Origin of the sequence: Microbacterium sp. KUDC0406, from assembly GCF_021582875.1 — a bacterium.
Lineage (GTDB): Bacteria > Actinomycetota > Actinomycetes > Actinomycetales > Microbacteriaceae > Microbacterium.
In genome coordinates this window covers 2249622-2267166 of record NZ_CP091138.1, presented here as the reverse complement: position 1 = coordinate 2267166, position 17545 = coordinate 2249622, and the positions used below count along the sequence as shown (strand labels likewise).

The window sequence follows — 17545 nt, the reverse complement described above, 5'->3', positions numbered from 1 at the left end:
TGGTCCTATCCTGATGCGAGGAGGTCGACCATGGCGACGATCGCGGATGTGCGTGCTCTGGGCTCGACGCTGGAGCGCTCGTACGAGGTGATCGTCCGCGGTCGGGTGAAGTTCCGGGTCGGGCAGCTGGTGTACGTCGCGTTCTCGCCGGATGAGCGCATCATGGAGTTCGGTTTCCCGAAGGAGATGCGGGACGGGCTCGTCGGTGGTCAGCCGGACAAGTTCTCGATGCCGTCGCCGTCGGACATGCGCTTCCACTGGGTGCGCTCCGAGCTCGCGGCGCTGGAGCCCGCCGAGGCCAGGGAGTTCGTCGTGGACGCCTGGCGCATGGTCGTTCCGCAGAAGCTGTCCCGCGCCTACGACCTGGCCCATCCGGGCGGACCGCGCTGATCGTCGTGCGGTGGGCCCTTGTCGTGCGTCCGAAGTGCGGCGTGCGTTCGTCGTCGGTCAGCGTCCGGCCGGCCTGCTCACTCCGAGCAGCAGTGCCGGCAGGGTCTGTCGCACGAACGGCGAACCGGCGAACGACTTCTCGTCGCCGCCCGACATGATCCACGACTCGAAGGAGCGCTCATAGGTCAGGATGACCACGCGCACGCCGAGCGCGGGCTGCCATTCGAACTCCCGGCCGATCTGCGAGAAGAGCAGCTCGAAGGCGTCCAGCAGGGCGGGCAGGAACGCGCGCTCCGACTCGATGACGTCTTCACTGCGCGCCCCGGTGGAGGCGGCGAGCTGGCGTTCGCGCAGGCGGATGGTGAGGGAGCTCCAGTCCAGCGGGCGCGCCTCGGCGAGGGCGATCGACAGGGCGAGCACGAGGTCCTCACCGTCGTGCTCACGGGCATCGAAGGACTCGGCGGCCGACCGCACGCGCTGTGCGCACTCCTCGATCAGCTCGAGGTCGACGGCGTGCAGCAGGGCGCTGTCGGTGGGGAAGAGCGTGCGGAAGGCGCCGTCCGAGAGTCCCGCCTCGGTGCGCAGCTCGGTGGTGAGTTCAGCGAGCGATCCGTCCCAGGTCGGCAGCAGGATGCGGGCGAGCGTGACCACGCGCGCTCGGCTCGCGCGGCGCGCGGCGTCCTGCTTGCGGGAGGGAGTGGCATCCGTGGTCATGCGATGGGTGTCCTCGTTCACGGTCGGGAGATCGGGGCGGAGCGCCCGGGCGTCCTCCTGGGCATAGAGGGCCTGCCCAGAAGCGTAGCTCTGCACGGCCGCGCATGAGACATGCCGTTGCCCGGTACTGGACCGTCCAGTACTCTGTTCGTCAGGAGGCGAGATGGTGAAGACGGAGAACGCGGACAGCGGACGCACGGCGACCAAGCGCGGACAGATCACCGACGCCGCGCTCGCGCTGTTCCTGAAGCAGGGATACGCGAAGACGAGCATGGACCAGATCGCGGCCGGCGCACAGGTGTCGAAGCAGACCGTGTACAAGCAGTTCTCCGACAAGGAGACGCTGTTCCGCGCCCTCGCCCGTGGGGTGACGGGGAACTCGAACGACATCATCGACGACCTGTCCGCTGTGCTCGCGCCCGCGCCCGAGACGATCGCGCAGCTGCGCGACATGGTGGAGATCCTCGCCCGTCGGTATCTGGACGCCGTCATGCGGCCGCACGTGCTCGCGCTGCGGCGCCTTCTCGTGGCCGAGGCCGATCGGTTCACCGACCTCGCGCACGAGTACTACGCATGGGGGCCGAAACGCGGGCTCGGACTGCTCGCAGCGGCCGTGCAGGCATGGCACGATTCGGGGCTGATCTCGGTCGACGACGCATCCGTCGCCGCGACGCAGCTCGCCTATCTCGCGCTGGGGCCGGCCCAGGACCGAGCGATGTTCCATCCCGGCTGGACGCCGTCGGCGCCGGAGCGGAAGAAGATCGCCTCGGCCGCCGCGTCGACCTTCCTTGCGGCCTACGCGGCCGCAGGAGGCCGACAGAACCACGAGAGGAGAACCTCATGACCGATGAACAGCGGCCGGGCGGATTCGACAGTGCTGCCGCCGTCACCCGCTCGATGCTCGGATGGGGCGTGGTCGCCGGCCCGTTCTACCTGATCTTCGGGCTGATCCTGGCGCTCACCCGTCCCGGCTTCGCACTGAACCGCGACGCGCTCAGCATGCTGCTGCTCGGCGATCTCGGTTGGCTGCAGGCCCTCAACCTGGTGCTCTCCGGCGTGATGACGATCGTGGCGGCGATCGGCATGCTGCGGACGCCCGGCTGGCCGCGTACGGCAGCCGTGCTCGTCGGGGTCTACGGCGCCTGCCTGCTGCTGAGCGCCGCATTCCCGCCGGATGCGACGGCGGACTTCCCGCCGGATGCCGGAGGCGGCGGCTCTTTCACGGTGTCGGGGATGCTGCATCTGGTCTTCGGCGGGATCGGGTTCCTCGCCCTCGCGAGCGCGGCGTTCCTGGCCGCTCCCTGGCTGTCGAGGAGGACATCCGCGGTGCGGGCGCTGTGGTCGCGCATCGCCGGCGCGGTGATCGTGGTCGCATTCGTGGCGGGCGGTGCGCTGGCGCGCTCGCCGTTCGGTGTCGGTCTGCTCTGGGTCGCCGTGCTGACGGGGTGGGCGTGGCTCGCTCTGATGTCGATCGTCGCCTACCGAGCCGTGCCGCATCCGCTTCTCGCCCGGCGCTGAGGCGACGTGCTCGAGGCCGCGGACCGTGAGATCCCGGTGAACCACCGAGTTCTGCACGAGCCCCATGCGCACAACGGGAGTCTCGTGCAGGCATCCGGATCTCGCGCGGAAGCCGGTGCCGAGCGCAGCGCTGAAGTCAGCCCCGCACGCTGAAGTTGTCGCGCAGCAGGCCTTCCGGGTCGTAGCGACGCTTGACCTCGCGCAGCCGCTCGAGCGTCACCGGAGGGTACGCCTGCTCCAGCAGTGCGGCATCCGTGCGCGACTCGAAGCTGATGTACAGCCCGTCGAAGTGCGCAGCGAGGTCGTTCCAGGCCGCGTCGAATCCGGCGCCCGCACCGGATGCCGTGATCGCGAAGTTCGCGGAGCGGTGCGCGTAGGCCGTTGCTTCGGCGGGGACGTCCGCCACCGCGCCGCCCACCGACCGGATCTGGAACCAGTGCGTGCCCGGCGCCCGCACCAGTGCGGCCGCCGCCTCGGCCACGGCATCGTCGAGGTGCGCGACGAGCCCGAGCGGAACAGCGGTTCGCCCTGACCGTCGTGCGCGGCATCCGACGCGTTCGCCATGATGTACGCGTACGGCGCGATCTGCACCTGCTGTCCCACCAGCGGAGCGACGTCGGCGAACGGCTGCAGGCGTTCGACGATCGTCTCGGGCACATCGGAGTCGACGACCCCGTACATCCGGCCGATCACCTGCGCGCCCTGGCTGTGCAGGATCAGGAAGAGCGTGGTGTCGCGCGGGGCGTTCTCCTGCGCCCGGCCGAAGCCGGTCAGGAACCCGGCGATGTCGGATGCGTCGAAGGCGAGCTGCGCCCAGCCCACCTCGCCGACCGCGTCGGCCTCGAACTCGAACGAGGTTGCGACGCCCATGTTCGCGCCGGCGCCGCGTAATGCCCAGAACAGATCCGGATGCTCGTCGGCGGACGCCCGCACGATGGACCCGTCGGCGAGCACGACGTCCGCCGCGAGGAGATGATCGATGGTCAGACCGTACTCACGGGAGAGGAAGCCGATGCCGCCGGCGGTGGCCAGCCCGCCCACGCCGACCCCGCCGTAGTCGCCGCTGGACAGCGCCCAGCCGTGCGGTGCGAGCACCTGCGCGACATCCGTCCAGCGCGCACCGGCGCCGACGCGCACGCGACGGGCATCCTCATCGAAGACCTCGATGTCGTTCAGCGCCTTGAGGTCGATCACGATGCCGCCGTCGTTGGTGCTGCGGCCGCTGATTCCGTGACCACCGCTGCGAATGCCCAGGGGCACGTCGCGGTGGTCGCGCGCGAAGCCGATCGCGTCGGCGACCTCATCCGCGTCGCGGGGGCGCAGCACGACGCCCGGCGTCCCGGCCCGCAGATACGTCGACTTCACGGTGCGGTACTCGAAATCGCCCGGCTCGACCGCGTGGTCGCGCAGCGACGCGGGGATGTCGTCATAGCTGATGCGCGGACTGCGCAGGGCGAGCGCCGCCGTGCTGCGCCCGGATGCCGGGGCCGTGCCGCGTCGGGTTCGCTCGGCGGCGACCGCCTCGCGCACCACGGGGATGACCTCCTCGGCATTGCGCTGCATGACCGTGACGTCGTCGCCGACCAGGATGAACGTGCTCACGCCGTCCTCGAGCGCGAGCTCGATCAGCTTCTCGGTCGGCAGGTCCCCGCCGACGTTCAGCATCCGGCGGATCTCACCCGGGTCGCGGCCGGCGTCGGCTGCCGCGTCGTCGATGCGGGCGTTGCCGGCCTGCAGGTCACCGGGCTTCAGATAGCCGAGCGAGGGCAGCCAGCCGTCGGCCTTGCGGCCCAGCAGGCGCAGCATCCGCGGTTTCAGGGCGCCCAGCCAGATCGGGATGTCGTGCGCCGGCGCCGGCCCGCGCTTGGCGCCGTCCACCGGGTAGTGCTCACCGCCGCGGAAATGCTCGCGACTGCCGGCGTCCCAGATCCCGCGGATCACGTCGATGGCCTCGTCGAGCTGCTCGACGGCCTGGCCCGGCGTGAGCCGGCGCCCGCCCATCGCCTCGATCGCATCCCAGAAGCCGCCGGCTCCGAGCCCCAGGTCGAAACGGCCGCCCGAGAGCAGATCGAGGGATGCGGCGGCACGCGCCGTCACCGGCGCAGGCCGCAGCGGCAGGTTCAGCACGTTGGGAGCGATGTGGATGCGTGACGTCGCAGCGGCGACGAACGACATCAGCGTCCACGTGTCGAGGAACGCCGGCTGGTACGGGTGGTCCTGGAAGGTCACCACGTCGTAGCCCAGCTCCTCGCTGGCCTGCGCCAGCCGCACGGGCTGCTGCGGATCGCTGTTCACCGGGGTGATGAAGGTGCCGAACCGGAGCTCGTGGCCGTAGTCCATGTCGCTGTCCTCCTCTGAGCAGTCCCATTCTGCAACCGCCGGCATGCCGGGGGCATTTCACGCGCACGGCGCAGCCCCGATCAGCTGCCGTAGGGCGCGAGGATGAACCGGCCCCAGGCCACGAAGATGAAGGCCAGCATGAAGCCGGCGTCTCCCGCCATGTAGGCCCACTCGCTGCGGCGGAACCGGGTGGTGGCCGCTCCCGACATCAGCAGCGCGAGACCGCAGGCGGCGATCGGGGAGAGCACCGGCAGGATGCCGACCAGCGGAGGCAGAATGAGCCCCGCGACCGCGACCAGCTTGATCGTGCCGATGGCCTTGATCTTGCCGGCGCTGAAGTCGTCGACCCAGTGCTGGCTGGGCGCGAGGGCGCGGTAGCGTTCCTTGGTGAGCAGGATCTGACTGGCTCCGCCGGCGCCGTAGGAGACGGCCAGCGCTCCGGTGATGATCCACAGTGCGATGTTCATGTGCATGCCTTTCTCGTTGCGTCGGCCCCGCGGGGCTCGTCACAGTGATGACGGATGAGACCGACAGGAGGTAACCGAGATGGATGAGGACGAGCTCGCCGCGGACTTCGAGGAGCATCGCTCGAGGCTGCTCGCGGTGGCGGCGAGAGTACTCGGCTCGAGGGCCGACGCCGAGGATGCGGTGCAGGAGACCTGGCTGCGCCTGGCCGGTCACGACCGGGACGAGATCGAGAACCTCGGCGGCTGGCTGACCCGGGTCGTCGGCAGGATCTGCATCGACATGCTGCGCCGGCGCACCTCGCGCGGCGAGACGACGCTCGATGACTGGTCGCTCGCCGAGCCGGTCGTGACCGAGGACGTCGAAGGGCCGGAGGACGCTGCCGAACTGGCCGACTCGCTCGGCCTGGCGCTGCTCGTGGTGCTCGAATCGCTGCGCCCGGAGGAGCGCCTCGCGTTCGTGCTGCACGACATGTTCGCGGTGCCGTTCGCCGAGGTGGCGACGATCGTGGGGACGACGACGGATGCGTCGAAGATGCTCGCCAGTCGCGCCCGCCGCAAGGTGCAGGGAACGCCTCGTCCCAACGGCGAGCTGCGCCAGCGTCGTGCGGTCGTGGATGCCTTCCTGGCCGCTGCCCGCGGCGGTGACTTCGACGCGCTGCTGGCGCTGCTCGATCCGGATGTCACCTGGCATCGGCACACGCCGAGAGGGCATACCGTGCGGATCGGAGCCAACGAGGTGCTCGCTGCCGTGCGCCGAGGCGACCCGGATCGCCTCGAGGCGCGCCGCGTGAGCGTGAACGGCGAACCGGGCATCCTGGTCTGGGGCCCGAGTGGCAGGCCGGTATCGCTGATGCTCTGTACGGTGGCCGACGGCCGGTTCGTCGACATCGTCTCGATCATCGACCCGGTGCGCCTGGCGACGATGGACCTGCCGGCGCGGACTGCGGGAGCATGATCGGGGAGGACCCATGACATCGTTCGGCCTGCTCGAGAGCCCGGTCGGCGTGATCGGCGTCGAGAGCGACGGCACGGCGATCACGCGCGTCACCTGGACCACCGAGATCTCCGCCGTCGGCGGCGATCCGGTGCTGAGCGCCGCGCTCGAGCAGCTCGCCGCCTACTTCGCGGGTGAGCGGACGGCCTTCGACATTCCCTTCGACCTCGGCAGGCAGACGCCGGTCACGCGTGCGGTGCTCGAGACCCCTTCGAGACGGTCGGGCATGGCGAGTCCGTCACCTACGGCGAGCTCGCCGCGCGCAGCGGAACCGAGGTGCCCGCCCGCGCCATCGGTTCGATGATGGGCGCGAACCCGATCCCGCTGATCGTTCCGTGCCACCGTGTGGTCGCGGGCGACGGGCTGGGCGGCTACTCCGGCGGCGCGCCGGGCGAGGGGCTGGTCACCAAGCGCTGGCTGCTCGAGCACGAGGGCGTGCTGCCGCGCTCGCTGTTCTGAATCGTCCTCATCTCCTTGACACGCGGCAGGATCGGGGTATCGTCAAGATTGACCCGAAAGAGCTTCGAGCCAATTGTGGTATCGGAGGACGCCATGTCAGAGACGGATGTGCTGCTGATCGGTGCCGGGCAATGCGGGCTCGCGCTCAGCCGTGAGCTCACCCGGCGCGGTGTCTCGCACGAGGTGCTGAGTGAGAGAGCGGCCCCGGGCGACGTCTGGCGAGAGCGCTGGGACTCGCTGCGGCTCTTCACGCCGGCCCGCTTCGACGGCCTGCCCGGGAGGCCGTTCCCGGCCTCGGCACGGCACCGCCCGACGGGGCGCGCGTTCGGCGACTACCTGGACGACTACGCCGAGTGGATCAGTGCCCCCGTGCATCCACGGCAGCGCGCGACCAGGATCGTCGCGGACGATCACGGCTTCGTCGTCACCAGCCGCGACGACGCGCAGGGCTGGCGCGCACGCCGCGTGGTCGTGGCCACCGGCGGACAGACCCGGCCGCGTGTGCCGGCCCGCGCCGCCGCGCTCGATGCGCGGATCGTGCAGCGGCACACCTCCGAGTACCGCCGTCCCGAGGACCTGCCCGGTGAACGGGTGCTGGTCGTCGGCTGCGGGACCTCGGGCGTGCAGCTCGGCATCGAGCTCGCGCGTGCCGGAAGGCGAGTCGTCGTCGCGGGGAGGCCGACTGCGCGAATCCCCGCGCCGCTGCTGGCCGTCGCGGGCCCGGCCTGGTTCACCTTCATGCACCGTGTGCTCACGCATGCCACGCCGATCGGCAGGAGGGCGGCGGTGCGCGCGGTGACCGCGGGGGCGCCTCTGGTGGGCATCAGCCCGCGCGACCTCGCGCGCGCCGGCGCGCGCCTCGCGCCCCGATTCGTCGATGTCGTCGACGGACTGCCGAGGCTTGCGGACGGCACCGTCGTCGAAACGGACGCCGTGCTGTGGGCGACGGGGTACCGTCCCGACCTGGACTGGATCGACGGTCTGCCGCTGGACGAGCACGGAATGCCGGCGCATGACCGCGGCGTCTCCACCGACATCGCCGGCCTCGCCTTCATGGGCCTGCCGTTCCAGTTCGGCCTCACCTCCACGCTGATCGGCGGATCCGGGCGAGATGCCGAGCACCTCGCCGCGGTGATCCAGACCTCCTCCCGGCTCCTCGCCGCATGAACCGCCGGCGTCAGGCAGACTGATCGGGATGTCCCAGACCCGCGCCTATCACTCCCCGGTGCGTGCCGAGCAGGCCGAGCGCACCAGGGCCGCGATCGTCGAGGCGGCCCGCGAACTGCTGATCGCGGAGGGGTTCCCCGGGGCCACCGTGCAGCGCATCGCCGCGCAGGCCGGGGTCAACGTCGACACGATCTACCGGTCCATCGGCCGCAAGGGCGATGTCGTGCGCGCCGTCGTCGAGTCCGCCATCTCCGGGACCCCGCAGGCGATCCCGGCACCACAGCGCGACTACGTGCAGAGGATCGTCGCGGCAGGCACCGCCGGCGAGAAGATCGACATCTACGCGGCCGCGATCACCCGCATCCTGAGCAGACTCGCGCCGGTCTTCGCCGCCTTGCGCGACGCCTCCCGTGTCGATGTCCCCAGCCGGGAGCTGTGGCAGGGGATCTCCGAACGGCGCGCCCGGAACATGCGCGACTTCGCCGCCGACCTGCGTGCCACAGGCGAACTGCGCGACGACCTCGATGACGAGGCGATCGCCGACGTCATCTGGAGCATGAACTCGCCGGAGTACTGGATCCTGCTGGTCGAGGAGCGCGGCTGGGCGCCGGATCGGTTCCGGGCGCACCTCGCGGATGCCTGGCGGCGGATGCTGCTGCGCTGAACCCGAACCGGTCAGAGGCCGGCCGCCCTCCGCACCAGGTCGGTCACCTGCTGCCAGGCCCGCTCGGTCGGATCCTGCAGGGCGAACGCCGTCGGCCAGAGCCCGGTCTCGTCGTCGAGCTCGGCCTGCGAGCTGAACCCCAGCGTGGAGTAGCGGTCCTTGTCCATCTGCCCGCTGCGGAAGAACACCACGACCTTGCCATTCTTCGCCCAGCCCGGCTGACCGTAGTACAGCCGCGGTGCGAGGCTCGGAGCCGTCGTGGTGACGATCTCGTGCAGGCGCTGTGCTGCCTGCCGGTCGCGTCCGGCATCTCCGCGATCTTCGCGAGCAGGTCGGCCTTGTCGGCGGCGGCCTTGTCGGCCTCCTTCTCGCGCTTGGCCTGGAGCTTCAGCTCCTGCGCGCGCTGCTTGACCGCCGCGCGCTCCTGCGCGGACAGCCCGTCGTTCGTCGTCTTCCCGGTCATGGCATCCTCCGATCAACTGAGAAGCACGCTACGGGAACGTCGCGACATCCGCTTCTCCGATCCTGATCAATGCGGGTGGTCTTCGCTCTCCAGCCACTCGTCGAACGTGATGCGCCCCTCGAGCCGCGTTCCCGTGCCGCGAAGCGACCCCGATGCCAGTCCGGCACCGTATCGTCCGGGCAGGCGCACCTCGAGGACTCGGCGGCGAACTCCGTCGTGAGCGAGTTGCCGACGGGCGAGGTCGGCGAGCACCTCGTCGTGGGGCCCGACGAGGTCGGTCGCCCGGCCGGCGGGCTGAGCCTCGGCGACCGCGACCAGATGCTCGCCCACCTCGCGAGCGGCGACCGGGCGCATCAGCGTCTTCGGCATCAGAGCGAAAGGTCCTCCCATCGCGGAGAGGAGCTGTCCGGCGAACTCGTGGAACTGTGCGGCGCGGGCGATCGTGTACGGCACGGGCCCGGCGGCGACGGCACGCTCCTGGGCGAGCTTGCCGGCGTAGTACGCCGCGTCGATGGCGTCGATACCGACGATCGACAGCGCCACATGATGGCCGACCCCGGTGCGCCGCTCCGCCGCCAGCAGGGTGCGGGTCGCAGTCTCGAAGAACGCCCTGGCCTTCGTGGCGGAGAGCGTGGTGGCATTGCTCGCGTCGATGACGGCATCCGCTCCGGCGAGGGCATCGTCCACTCCGGCGCCCGTGATCACGTCGGCACCGGTCGACCGAGCAAGCACGACCGCCTCGTGTCCCCGTTCCCGCGCTGCCGCCACGATGTGGCGTCCGACCGTTCCCGTGCCTCCTGCGATCGCGATCCGCATCGCGCACCTCCTCATCTCGGCCTTCTCCGTGCCTCACCAGGATGTCGTGCCGGAGCACCGGAATGTGACAGGCCTCCGGCGCTACGCGCGGGGTGGCCGTCAGAGCACGAAGTGCAGCTTGTCAGGATTGCAGACCTGACGGATGCCGCCGGATCCGGCCGTCGGCGTCGAACTCCAGCATCAGCACGTCGGTGCGACCGGAGTGGGTGAGCGCGATCGCCGGTTCGCCGTTGACGTCGAGCAGCACCGCACCGAGCGGCTGCGACGGGTCTGCGGTCGCCTTCTCGAGGACGCCGATGAAGAAACGGCGCACCTTCTCACCGCCGAAGATCGGGTTGAGCGCGGCGCGCACGCGCCCGCCGCCATCGCTCCACAGGATGGCGTCGTCCGCGAGCAGGTCGAGCACGGCGTCGATGTCGCCGCCTTCGATGGCCGTCATCAGTGACGCGAGCGCGACGGGATCCGCGGGCGGGGCGCCCGCCGCATCGTCCGAGATCTGCAGCCGGCGCTCGGCACGGGAGGTCAGCTGCCGCACCGCGGCCGGTGACCGTTCCAGGATCTCGCCGATCTCGACGGCCGTCATCCCGAAGGCGCGGTGCAGCACGACTGCGGCCCGGGCGTCCGGTGGCAGCTGCTCGGCCAGGTGCAGCAGCGCGATCGAGAGCAGCTCGCGGTCGGCCACGGCGTCCTCCGGCAGCCGCGAGGTCGCGACGGGTTCGGGCAGCCAGTGCCCGGTGTACTCCTCGCGTGCCGCGGCCAGCGAGCGCACCCGGTCGATCGTGCGACGCACGCACACCGTGGTCAGCCAGGCGGGCCAGGAGCGCACCCGGTCGTCTCCGGCGCGCTCCGCGTTCAGCGCCTCGATCGCGACCTCGGAGACGACGTCCTCGGCATGGCCGAAATCGCCCAGCATCCGGTAGGCGATGCCGATCAGCCGTCCCCGCTCCGCCTCCCAGGCGCGGGTCGCGGGAGTGGCGGCGAGTGTCATGACCCCCAACGTATAGGCGCCTTCAGGCGATCGGGTGCTTGTCGTCGATCGGCGGGGCCATCTCGGTCGCGATCGCGATGCGGTTCCAGACGTTGATCGTGCTGATGGCCATGACGAGTCCGCCCAGCTCGTCCTCGTCGAAGTGCGCGGCCGCGGCATCCCAGATCTCGTCGGTGACGGTGTCGGGACCCAGCTTCGTGATCGCATCGGTCAGTGCCAACGCTGCGAGCTCGGCCTCCGAGAAGAACCCGCGGGCGTGCTGCCAGGCGCCGACCGCGTGCAGCGTGCGCTGCGGGATGCCGCGCTTCGCGCCGTCGGTCGCGTGCATGTCGACGCAGTACCCGCATCCGTTCAGCAGTGAGGCGCGCAGCTTGATCAGCTCGTACAGGCGCGGCTCGACGGCCTTGCGCGCGTACGCCTCCATGCCGAGCACGGCCGCGTAGCCGAGCCGGTTGGTCTTGGACATGTCGATCCTGGTCATCGTCGTTCCCTCCGAGGCCGCTCGATGCGGCGCTCACTGAGGGTGTCGGATGCCGGTGGGCGAGTGTGACAGAGGATTCAGGGTTTCCAGGGTTCGCGCCCGGGAGAATGATTCTCATGCCCGGAAGTGTCGCCCTCGCGCACAAGCACGACACCCGGCGCCGCGCGCCCTGGATCGGCATCGCCGTCGGCGCCGGCATGCTCGTCACCCTGCTGCTCATCGACCGCTTCGCGCCGGCGCTGTTCGCCGACGCCCTGCCCACGCGCATGCAGGACGGCCTGACGCTCACCCTCAGCGTGCTGATCGAGGCGCTGCCGTGGGTCTTCGTCGGCGTCGTGCTGTCGATCGTCGTGCAGGTGTGGCTGCCGTCCGACGCCGTGCAGCGCTGGCTGCCACGCAACCCCTGGGCCCGCCGTGGCGTGCTGTCGCTGCTGGGCATGGTGGTTCCGGTGTGCGAATGCGGCAACGTGCCGTTCGCGCGCGGCCTGATGATGCGCGGCCTGGCGCCGGCCGAGGCGCTGACCTTCCTGATCGCGGCGCCGATCGTGAACCCGATCGTCATCCTCACCACGCACGCGGCGTTCGGCTGGGATGCCGGGATCCTCGTCGCACGCCTGGTCGGCGGCTTCCTCATCGCCAACCTCATCGGCTGGATCTACAGCCTGCACCCCGACCAGGACGGCCTGCTGACCGACAGGTTCATCGCGACCTGCGAACTCATCGACCACGAGCCGGGCAGCCCGGTGCGCCGCAGCCTCGCGCAGTTCGTCGTCGAGCTGCGCGCGGTCATGCCGGCGCTCGTCATCGGCTCGGCGATCGCCGGCGCGGTGCAGGTGCTCATCCCGCGTGAGGTGCTCATCGCCGTCGGCTCCAACCCGGCACTGTCGATCGTGGCGATGATGGCGCTCGCGATGACGGTCGCGATCTGCTCGAACGTCGACGCGTTCTTCGCGCTGTCCTTCGCCTCGACGTTCTCGCCGGGCGCGCTCGTCGCGTTCCTGCTGGTCGGACCGCTGGTCGACGTGAAGATGCTCGCGCTGCTGCGCACGACGTTCCGCTGGCGGGTGCTCGGCGTCATCGTGGCCGTGGTGCTGCTGTCAGCCTTCGCGATCGGGATGGCGGTGAACGTCTTTGTCTGAACCGCACCTGCCTGATGCGCACCTGCCCGAACGGCGCCGCGCCCTGGCCGCGCGCTGGCTGGGCGTCGGCCTGGCCGCCGCCATCGCCGTGGTCACGCTCGGGCTCGCCGTCAGCGGGCGGCTGACCCTGTACATCAGCCCGGACACGGTGTGGTTCGCGTCCGCGGCGGCGGTCCTCATGCTGATCGGCGCGGTGTGGACGTGCGTGCTGCCGCTTGGCGCCGAGAGCGACCACGGTCACGACCATGGTCACGATCACGCGGATGCCGGATCGGCCGGCCGCCGCACACTGTCGCGCGTGGGTGCCTGGACCGCCGGCATCCTGGCATCCGCCGTCGTGCTGGCGGCGCTGGTCCTGCCGCCGGCGTCGCTGTCGGCCGAGATCGCGATGCAGCGCGCGGGTGAGAGCACCGTGCTGTTCGCCGGCGCAGACGATGTGGACCTCGGCGTCGCGGACACCACCACGTTCGGCGTCGGCGACTGGGCGAATGCGTTCGCGAACGCCACCCGACCGGAGGACTACGACGGTGCGACGGTCACGCTGACCGGATTCGTGACGCCTTCGGCCGGCGAGAAGGGCTCCCTGGGCCTCACCCGCATGGTGATCACGCACTGCGTCATTGACGCGCGCCCGGCATCCGTGCCCGTCGACGAAGCCGCGGGCTCGTATGAGACGGGGGACTGGATCGAGGTCACCGGCACGGTGAAGGCCGACGCCGACGGCGCGCTGCGCATCGAGCCGACCGACGTCAAGCGGATCAAGGAACCGAAGGATCCGTATGAGTACTGACGGACCCGGGTCGGGCGACCAGCCGCTGACCCGCGCGCAGCTCCGCGCCGCCCGCGAGGCCGCTGCGCGGGAGGCCGCTGCACGGGACGCCGCCGAATCGAGCGAGGCGGTGACGCCCGCAGCGCGGACGCGTGCCGAGAACAGGCCGGCGCGTCCCGACGCCGTGCGCGGCGCGTCCCCGGCATCCGACCCCGAACCCCCGCGCGGGGATGTGCGCTTCGCGCGGACGAGGGCGGCGGATGCGTCCGCGCGAAGCGCACAGGTCCGCGGGAAGCGCACGGCGGCGGTGGTGCCGGCGCGTGCCGAAGACGAGGCGGCGCGGGACGCCGCTGGGCCGAGCGAGGCGGTGACGCCCGCAGCGTCGGCGCGTGCCGAGAACAGGCCGGCGCGTGCCGACGCCGTGCGCGGCGCGTCCCCGGCATCCGTCCCCGATCTCGCGCTGTCCACCCCGAATCCTCGCGCGGGATGTGCGCTTCGCGCGGACGAGGGCGGCGGATGCGTCCGCGCGAAGCGCACAGGGCCGCGGGAAGCGCAAAGCGGCGACGCGCTCCCGGCGCTTCGGGACCGTGCTCGCCGCGGTGGTCGGCGTCCTGCTCGTGGTCGGCGGCATCCTCTCGGCGGTGAGCCTGCTGCACGGACCGCGGGTCGTGGCGGTGCAGGCCGACCCTCAGCAGGCGACCGAGACCTCCGGCAGCCGGGTGATCCTCACCGCGAACGAGCCGCTCGCCGAGATCGACGAGTCGCAGGTGACGGTCGATCCCGCCGTGCCGTTCACCATCGACGCGGCCGGTCGCAGCATCGGCATCCGCTTCACGGTGCCCCTCGACGATGCCACGGAGTACACGGTGCGGGTCCGCGACGCCGAGGGCACGGGCGGCGGGCCGTCGTCCGACCTCGAGACCGCGTTCACCACGCCCGCGGCCCATATCTTCCTGCTGCAGCGCAGCGACGGCGACGACAAGATCTTCCGCACCGACCTCACCGGTGAGAAGGGCGTCGCGGTGTTCCGCGCACCGCGCATCGTCGACTTCCGTGCGACGTCGTCGCGGCTCGTGGTCGCCGTCGAGGAGAAGGGCGGATCGAGACTGGTCGTCATGAACAGGGACGGATCCGGCCAGCGCGAGCTGAAGCTCCCCGGGGACGGCTACGTCTCGACCCTGCAGGTCTCCGATCGCGGCGATCTCGTGGGCTACAGCTACTCCGACGCCGACCTCAGCGAGACCTCGGGGCGGGAGAGCGTGCTGGTCACGCAGTCACTGAGCGGAACGAGCGGTCCGCGGATCGTGCAGGTCGCCGGCAAGGACGTCAGCATCGCGGACTGGCAGTTCGTGCCCGACACCTCGTCGCTGCTGTTCATCGACTTCGACGGGGCACTCGCCGTGGAGGATCCGGCCGGCGACGCGGGCGTCAAGCCGATGGGTACCGCCGCGCAGATCCTCGGCGTCGCGCGCGGCACGTTCACCGCCGTCGTCGAGCGGCCGACGAGCGAGATCGTCGAGCTCAACCTCACCGACGGCTCGGAGCAGCCGATGCCGGTGACGAAGCCCGACTACGGTCCGCCCACCGCCGTCGTGCCCTACCCCGGCGGCGCGCTGCAGCACGTCGTCCAGCGCGACGAGACCGGCATGCCCACCGGGCAGTCGGTGATCACGGTGACTCCGGACGGCGCCGCCGAGAAGATCTTCCAGGTGGACGGAGACGACGCCATCCTGCAGGTGTGCGCCTCGCCGAGCGGCCAGTACGCGGCGGTCACGGTGACCCCCGATCTCACGGACAACCCCTACGACGAGCTGCTCATGCCGCTGCCGAAGAAGGTGCACACGAACCTTCTCGACCTGCGGACAGGCGAGGAGCTGGCCACACTGTCGGGATTCGACGCGTCGTGGTGCCACGCCGGTCCGCAGCCCTGACGACAGGGCCACGGGCCGGGGCGCCCGACTGCGGTCAGACGACCGGCACCGGTGCGTCCGTGTTGGCGTCCTCTTCCGAGGCGAGGGGAGCGGACTGCGGTCGGGGCGCCCGCCCCGGCCACCACATCCGGTCCTCGAGGACCGAGAACAGCGCGGGGACCACGAGCGTGCGCACCACCAGGGTGTCCACGAGCACGCCGATCCCCACGATCAGGCCGATCTGGCCCAGCGTGACCAGGGGGAGCATCCCCAGTGCGGCGAACACCCCGGCGAGCACGACGCCGGCGCTGGTGATCACCCCGCCTGTCGAGGCCAGCGCGTTCACCATGCCTTCGCGGGTACCCACCCGGCGGGCCTCGGAACGCGCACGATGCACGAGGAAGATCGTGTAGTCCACGCCGAGCGCGACCAGGAACAGGAACGCGAGCAGCGGCACCTGCAGGTCGAGGGCGTCCCAGTCGAACAGCACCCTGCTCAGCCAGGCGCCGGCGCCGATCGCCGCGACGGCTGTGAACGCGTTCACCACCAGCAGCACGATCGGCGCGACGAGCGCCCGCAGCAGCAGCACGAGCACGACCAGGGCCACCAGCAGCACGAGCGGGGCGATCACCAGGAAGTCGCGCAGGTTGCCCGCGCGCGCATCCAGCTCCGCCGCACCCTGCCCGCCGACGAGGGCGTCGGCGCCGGGTACGCCGTGCGCGGCGGCGCGGACGTCCTCGATCAGCGCTCTGCTCTGCGCGGTGCCGGGTGCGGCGTCGCCGGTGACGACGAGCTTCACGAGGTCGCCGTCCGTGCTCTCACCGGCAGGGGCGACGCGCACGACGCCGTCCACGTCCTCGATCGCTGCGCTCACGTCGTCGGATGCTGCGCTGTCGGCGACCACGATCATCGGCTGCGCGAGCCCGGGCGGGAAGTGCTCGCCGAGCACCTGGAGGCCCGCCGCTGACTCGGACGGCACGCGGAACTTCTCCACCTGGCTGAGTCCGACCGAGGTTCCCAGGAGCCCGCTGGCCATCACCGCGAGCAGTGCGGTCCCGCCGATCAGCGGCAGCCAGGGCCGCCGCACGACGTTGCGGGCGACGGCGCGCCAGGCGCGTCCCTCGCGGGCGACGCGATCCTGTCGCGGCACCCCGTCGCGCCCGATCGCCTCTGCCGGTCGAGGCACGAACGGCCAGAACAGCTTCCGGCCGCACACCGCCAGAGCCGGCGGCAGCACGAGCAGCACCGCGGCCAGGGCGATCAGCAGCCCGACGGCCGAGGCGACCCCGAGTCCGCGGGTGCCGGGGATCACTGCGAGCACGAGCGTGAGCAGCGAGAGGACGACGGTCGCGTTCGACGCGAGGATGGCCGGTGCCGTCGCCCGGTAGGCGGTCGCCAGAGCGGCACGGTGGTCGTCGACGCGCCGCAGCTCCTCGCGGTAGCGCGAGACGAGCAGCAGGGCGTAGTTGGTGCCGGCTCCGAACACCAGCACGCTGACGATGCCGGTGTCGAACTGCAGCTCCAGGGCGTTGCCGATCGCCGCCGTGACCTTGCTCGCCAGTTGATCGGCGAAGGCGACGACGGCGAGCGGCACCAGCCACAGCACCGGTGATCGGTACGTGATGATCAGCAGCAGCGCCACGATGAGGATGGTCACGAGCAGCAGGGTGAAGTCGGCGCCGTCGAACGCGGCGGCAACATCCGCGCCGAAGGCCGGACCTCCGGTCACCTGCATGGACACTCCGTCGATCGGATGCTCCGCGACGACGTCGCGCAGGTCGTGGGTGGCCGTCTCGGCCGCGTCGTCGTCGCCGGCCGACACCGTCGCCTGCAGTGCGGCCGCCGCGCCGTCGTCGCTGGGGATCGGACCGCGCACCTCGTCCCCGGTCTGCGTCGAGATCGGATCGGCGAGAGCGGTGAGCGCCTGCAGGTCGGCCGCGGTCAGATCGCCGCCGTCGTCGCGGCTCGCGATCACCAGGAGAGCCTGCTCTTCGGCATCCGGGAAGCGCTGCTCGAGCGTGCTCACCTGAGCTGATTCGGAGTCCGGCGGCGCGATGCCGCTGCGGGCGTCCAGCGACACGCGGCCGAACGCGCCCATCAGGGCGACCAGCACCAGCACTCCGGTGAGGAGGGAGATCCACGCGCCGCGGCGCGAGGTGAGGACGTGGGGAAGGGAACGGAGGAATCTCGTCACCAGTCCAGCCCACCCGAGCGCGGTCGCGGGCGGATCGCGCTTCCGATGGAGACCGAGCTCGATCGAAAGATG

Annotated in this window: 18 protein-coding genes and 1 pseudogene; 11 read left to right on the top strand and 8 right to left on the bottom strand. The window is 71.1% G+C overall.

All coding sequences use genetic code 11. The annotated features are described in order from the left end of the window. Positions 1 to 30 precede the first annotated feature (30 nt). Positions 31 to 390, top strand: a complete 360-nt coding sequence (locus L2X99_RS11340; protein ID WP_236126641.1) for an MmcQ/YjbR family DNA-binding protein — start codon at positions 31 to 33, stop codon at positions 388 to 390. Positions 391 to 447: 57 nt separating this feature from the next. Here L2X99_RS11340 and L2X99_RS11335 read toward each other — a convergent pair whose 3' ends face one another. Then, positions 448 to 1104 (bottom strand): hypothetical protein, encoded by a 657-nt coding sequence (locus L2X99_RS11335; protein WP_236126642.1) that lies wholly within the window; start codon positions 1102 to 1104, stop codon positions 448 to 450. A gap of 163 nt (positions 1105 to 1267) precedes the next feature. On the opposite strand from L2X99_RS11335, the gene L2X99_RS11330 reads away from it, so the two are divergent. Both L2X99_RS11330 and L2X99_RS11325 read left to right on the top strand, forming a co-directional pair. Then, on the top strand, positions 1268 to 1948 hold the full coding sequence (locus tag L2X99_RS11330) for a TetR/AcrR family transcriptional regulator (RefSeq protein ID WP_236126643.1): 681 nt from the start codon (positions 1268 to 1270) through the stop codon (positions 1946 to 1948). Next, positions 1945 to 2622: a DUF998 domain-containing protein gene (locus L2X99_RS11325; protein ID WP_236126644.1), complete on the top strand. Its 678-nt coding sequence runs from the start codon at positions 1945 to 1947 to the stop codon at positions 2620 to 2622. The genes L2X99_RS11330 and L2X99_RS11325 overlap by 4 nt, the downstream gene beginning before the upstream one ends. 216 nt (positions 2623 to 2838) lie before the next feature. On the opposite strand, the gene L2X99_RS11320 is transcribed toward L2X99_RS11325, so the two are convergent. Both L2X99_RS11320 and L2X99_RS11315 read right to left on the bottom strand, forming a co-directional pair. Next, complete coding sequence (locus L2X99_RS11320) at positions 2839 to 5007, bottom strand: LLM class flavin-dependent oxidoreductase (protein ID WP_329607997.1); 2169 nt, start codon at positions 5005 to 5007, stop codon at positions 2839 to 2841. A 35-nt stretch (positions 5008 to 5042) separates the two neighbouring features. Then, positions 5043 to 5435, bottom strand: coding sequence for a DoxX family protein (locus tag L2X99_RS11315; RefSeq protein ID WP_236135127.1), 393 nt, complete (start codon positions 5433 to 5435; stop codon positions 5043 to 5045). Between the two features lie 73 nt (positions 5436 to 5508). On the opposite strand from L2X99_RS11315, the gene L2X99_RS11310 reads away from it, so the two are divergent. From L2X99_RS11310 to L2X99_RS11290, 5 genes and pseudogenes are all read left to right on the top strand, one after another. Then, positions 5509 to 6384 carry a sigma-70 family RNA polymerase sigma factor gene (locus tag L2X99_RS11310; protein WP_236126647.1) on the top strand — a complete coding sequence of 292 codons (876 nt, stop codon included), beginning with the start codon at positions 5509 to 5511 and terminating at the stop codon, positions 6382 to 6384. Between the two features lie 13 nt (positions 6385 to 6397). Further along, a complete protein-coding gene (locus tag L2X99_RS11305; protein ID WP_236126648.1) occupies positions 6398 to 6727 on the top strand; it encodes a hypothetical protein in 330 nt (109 codons plus the stop codon). Next, positions 6697 to 6882: pseudogene (locus tag L2X99_RS11300) on the top strand (methylated-DNA--[protein]-cysteine S-methyltransferase); the annotation flags it as partial. The gene L2X99_RS11305 and the pseudogene L2X99_RS11300, both read left to right, overlap by 31 nt. Positions 6883 to 6975: 93 nt before the next feature. Continuing rightward, positions 6976 to 8049 (top strand): flavin-containing monooxygenase, encoded by a 1074-nt coding sequence (locus L2X99_RS11295; RefSeq protein ID WP_236126649.1) that lies wholly within the window; start codon positions 6976 to 6978, stop codon positions 8047 to 8049. Positions 8050 to 8077: 28 nt separating this feature from the next. After that, complete coding sequence (locus tag L2X99_RS11290; RefSeq protein WP_236126650.1) at positions 8078 to 8713, top strand: TetR/AcrR family transcriptional regulator; 636 nt, start codon at positions 8078 to 8080, stop codon at positions 8711 to 8713. A gap of 11 nt (positions 8714 to 8724) precedes the next feature. Here the strand turns inward: L2X99_RS11290 and L2X99_RS11285 are convergent, their stop codons facing one another. The 4 genes from L2X99_RS11285 to L2X99_RS11270 form a co-directional block, all read right to left on the bottom strand. Further along, complete coding sequence (locus L2X99_RS11285; protein ID WP_236126651.1) at positions 8725 to 8904, bottom strand: hypothetical protein; 180 nt, start codon at positions 8902 to 8904, stop codon at positions 8725 to 8727. Between the two features lie 338 nt (positions 8905 to 9242). Then, entirely contained in the window at positions 9243 to 9992 is a 750-nt protein-coding gene (locus L2X99_RS11280; RefSeq protein WP_236126652.1) for an SDR family oxidoreductase, read from the bottom strand. Positions 9993 to 10113: 121 nt separating this feature from the next. Next, positions 10114 to 10980, bottom strand: a complete 867-nt coding sequence (locus L2X99_RS11275) for a sigma-70 family RNA polymerase sigma factor (RefSeq protein ID WP_236135126.1) — start codon at positions 10978 to 10980, stop codon at positions 10114 to 10116. Positions 10981 to 11002: 22 nt separating this feature from the next. Beyond that, entirely contained in the window at positions 11003 to 11461 is a 459-nt protein-coding gene (locus L2X99_RS11270) for a carboxymuconolactone decarboxylase family protein (protein WP_236126654.1), read from the bottom strand. A gap of 116 nt (positions 11462 to 11577) precedes the next feature. Between L2X99_RS11270 and L2X99_RS11265 the strand changes: the two genes are divergently transcribed. From L2X99_RS11265 to L2X99_RS11255, 3 genes are all read left to right on the top strand, one after another. Then, positions 11578 to 12600 carry a permease gene (locus L2X99_RS11265; protein WP_442923437.1) on the top strand — a complete coding sequence of 341 codons (1023 nt, stop codon included), beginning with the start codon at positions 11578 to 11580 and terminating at the stop codon, positions 12598 to 12600. Next, a complete protein-coding gene (locus L2X99_RS11260; RefSeq protein WP_236126655.1) occupies positions 12593 to 13390 on the top strand; it encodes a TIGR03943 family putative permease subunit in 798 nt (265 codons plus the stop codon). The genes L2X99_RS11265 and L2X99_RS11260 overlap by 8 nt, the downstream gene beginning before the upstream one ends. A 566-nt stretch (positions 13391 to 13956) precedes the next feature. Further along, a complete protein-coding gene (locus tag L2X99_RS11255; RefSeq protein ID WP_236135125.1) occupies positions 13957 to 15300 on the top strand; it encodes a hypothetical protein in 1344 nt (447 codons plus the stop codon). 34 nt (positions 15301 to 15334) lie between these two features. On the opposite strand, the gene L2X99_RS11250 is transcribed toward L2X99_RS11255, so the two are convergent. After that, positions 15335 to 17473, bottom strand: a complete 2139-nt coding sequence (locus L2X99_RS11250) for an MMPL family transporter (RefSeq protein ID WP_236126658.1) — start codon at positions 17471 to 17473, stop codon at positions 15335 to 15337. Between the last annotated feature and the right edge of the window lie 72 nt (positions 17474 to 17545).

Excerpts from the sequence above, each read along its gene's own strand:
- L2X99_RS11340 (WP_236126641.1), top strand. The coding sequence starts at position 31 with ATGGCGACGATCGCGGATGTGCGTGCTCTGGGCTCGACGCTGGAGCGC.
- L2X99_RS11335 (WP_236126642.1), bottom strand. The coding sequence starts at position 1,104 with ATGACCACGGATGCCACTCCCTCCCGCAAGCAGGACGCCGCGCGCCGC.
- L2X99_RS11330 (WP_236126643.1), top strand. The coding sequence starts at position 1,268 with ATGGTGAAGACGGAGAACGCGGACAGCGGACGCACGGCGACCAAGCGC.
- L2X99_RS11325 (WP_236126644.1), top strand. The coding sequence starts at position 1,945 with ATGACCGATGAACAGCGGCCGGGCGGATTCGACAGTGCTGCCGCCGTC.
- L2X99_RS11320 (WP_329607997.1), bottom strand. The coding sequence starts at position 5,007 with ATGCCGGCGGTTGCAGAATGGGACTGCTCAGAGGAGGACAGCGACATG.
- L2X99_RS11315 (WP_236135127.1), bottom strand. The coding sequence starts at position 5,435 with ATGCACATGAACATCGCACTGTGGATCATCACCGGAGCGCTGGCCGTC.
- L2X99_RS11310 (WP_236126647.1), top strand. The coding sequence starts at position 5,509 with ATGGATGAGGACGAGCTCGCCGCGGACTTCGAGGAGCATCGCTCGAGG.
- L2X99_RS11305 (WP_236126648.1), top strand. The coding sequence starts at position 6,398 with ATGACATCGTTCGGCCTGCTCGAGAGCCCGGTCGGCGTGATCGGCGTC.
- L2X99_RS11295 (WP_236126649.1), top strand. The coding sequence starts at position 6,976 with ATGTCAGAGACGGATGTGCTGCTGATCGGTGCCGGGCAATGCGGGCTC.
- L2X99_RS11290 (WP_236126650.1), top strand. The coding sequence starts at position 8,078 with ATGTCCCAGACCCGCGCCTATCACTCCCCGGTGCGTGCCGAGCAGGCC.
- L2X99_RS11280 (WP_236126652.1), bottom strand. The coding sequence starts at position 9,992 with ATGCGGATCGCGATCGCAGGAGGCACGGGAACGGTCGGACGCCACATC.
- L2X99_RS11275 (WP_236135126.1), bottom strand. The coding sequence starts at position 10,980 with ATGACACTCGCCGCCACTCCCGCGACCCGCGCCTGGGAGGCGGAGCGG.
- L2X99_RS11270 (WP_236126654.1), bottom strand. The coding sequence starts at position 11,461 with ATGACCAGGATCGACATGTCCAAGACCAACCGGCTCGGCTACGCGGCC.
- L2X99_RS11265 (WP_442923437.1), top strand. The coding sequence starts at position 11,578 with ATGCCCGGAAGTGTCGCCCTCGCGCACAAGCACGACACCCGGCGCCGC.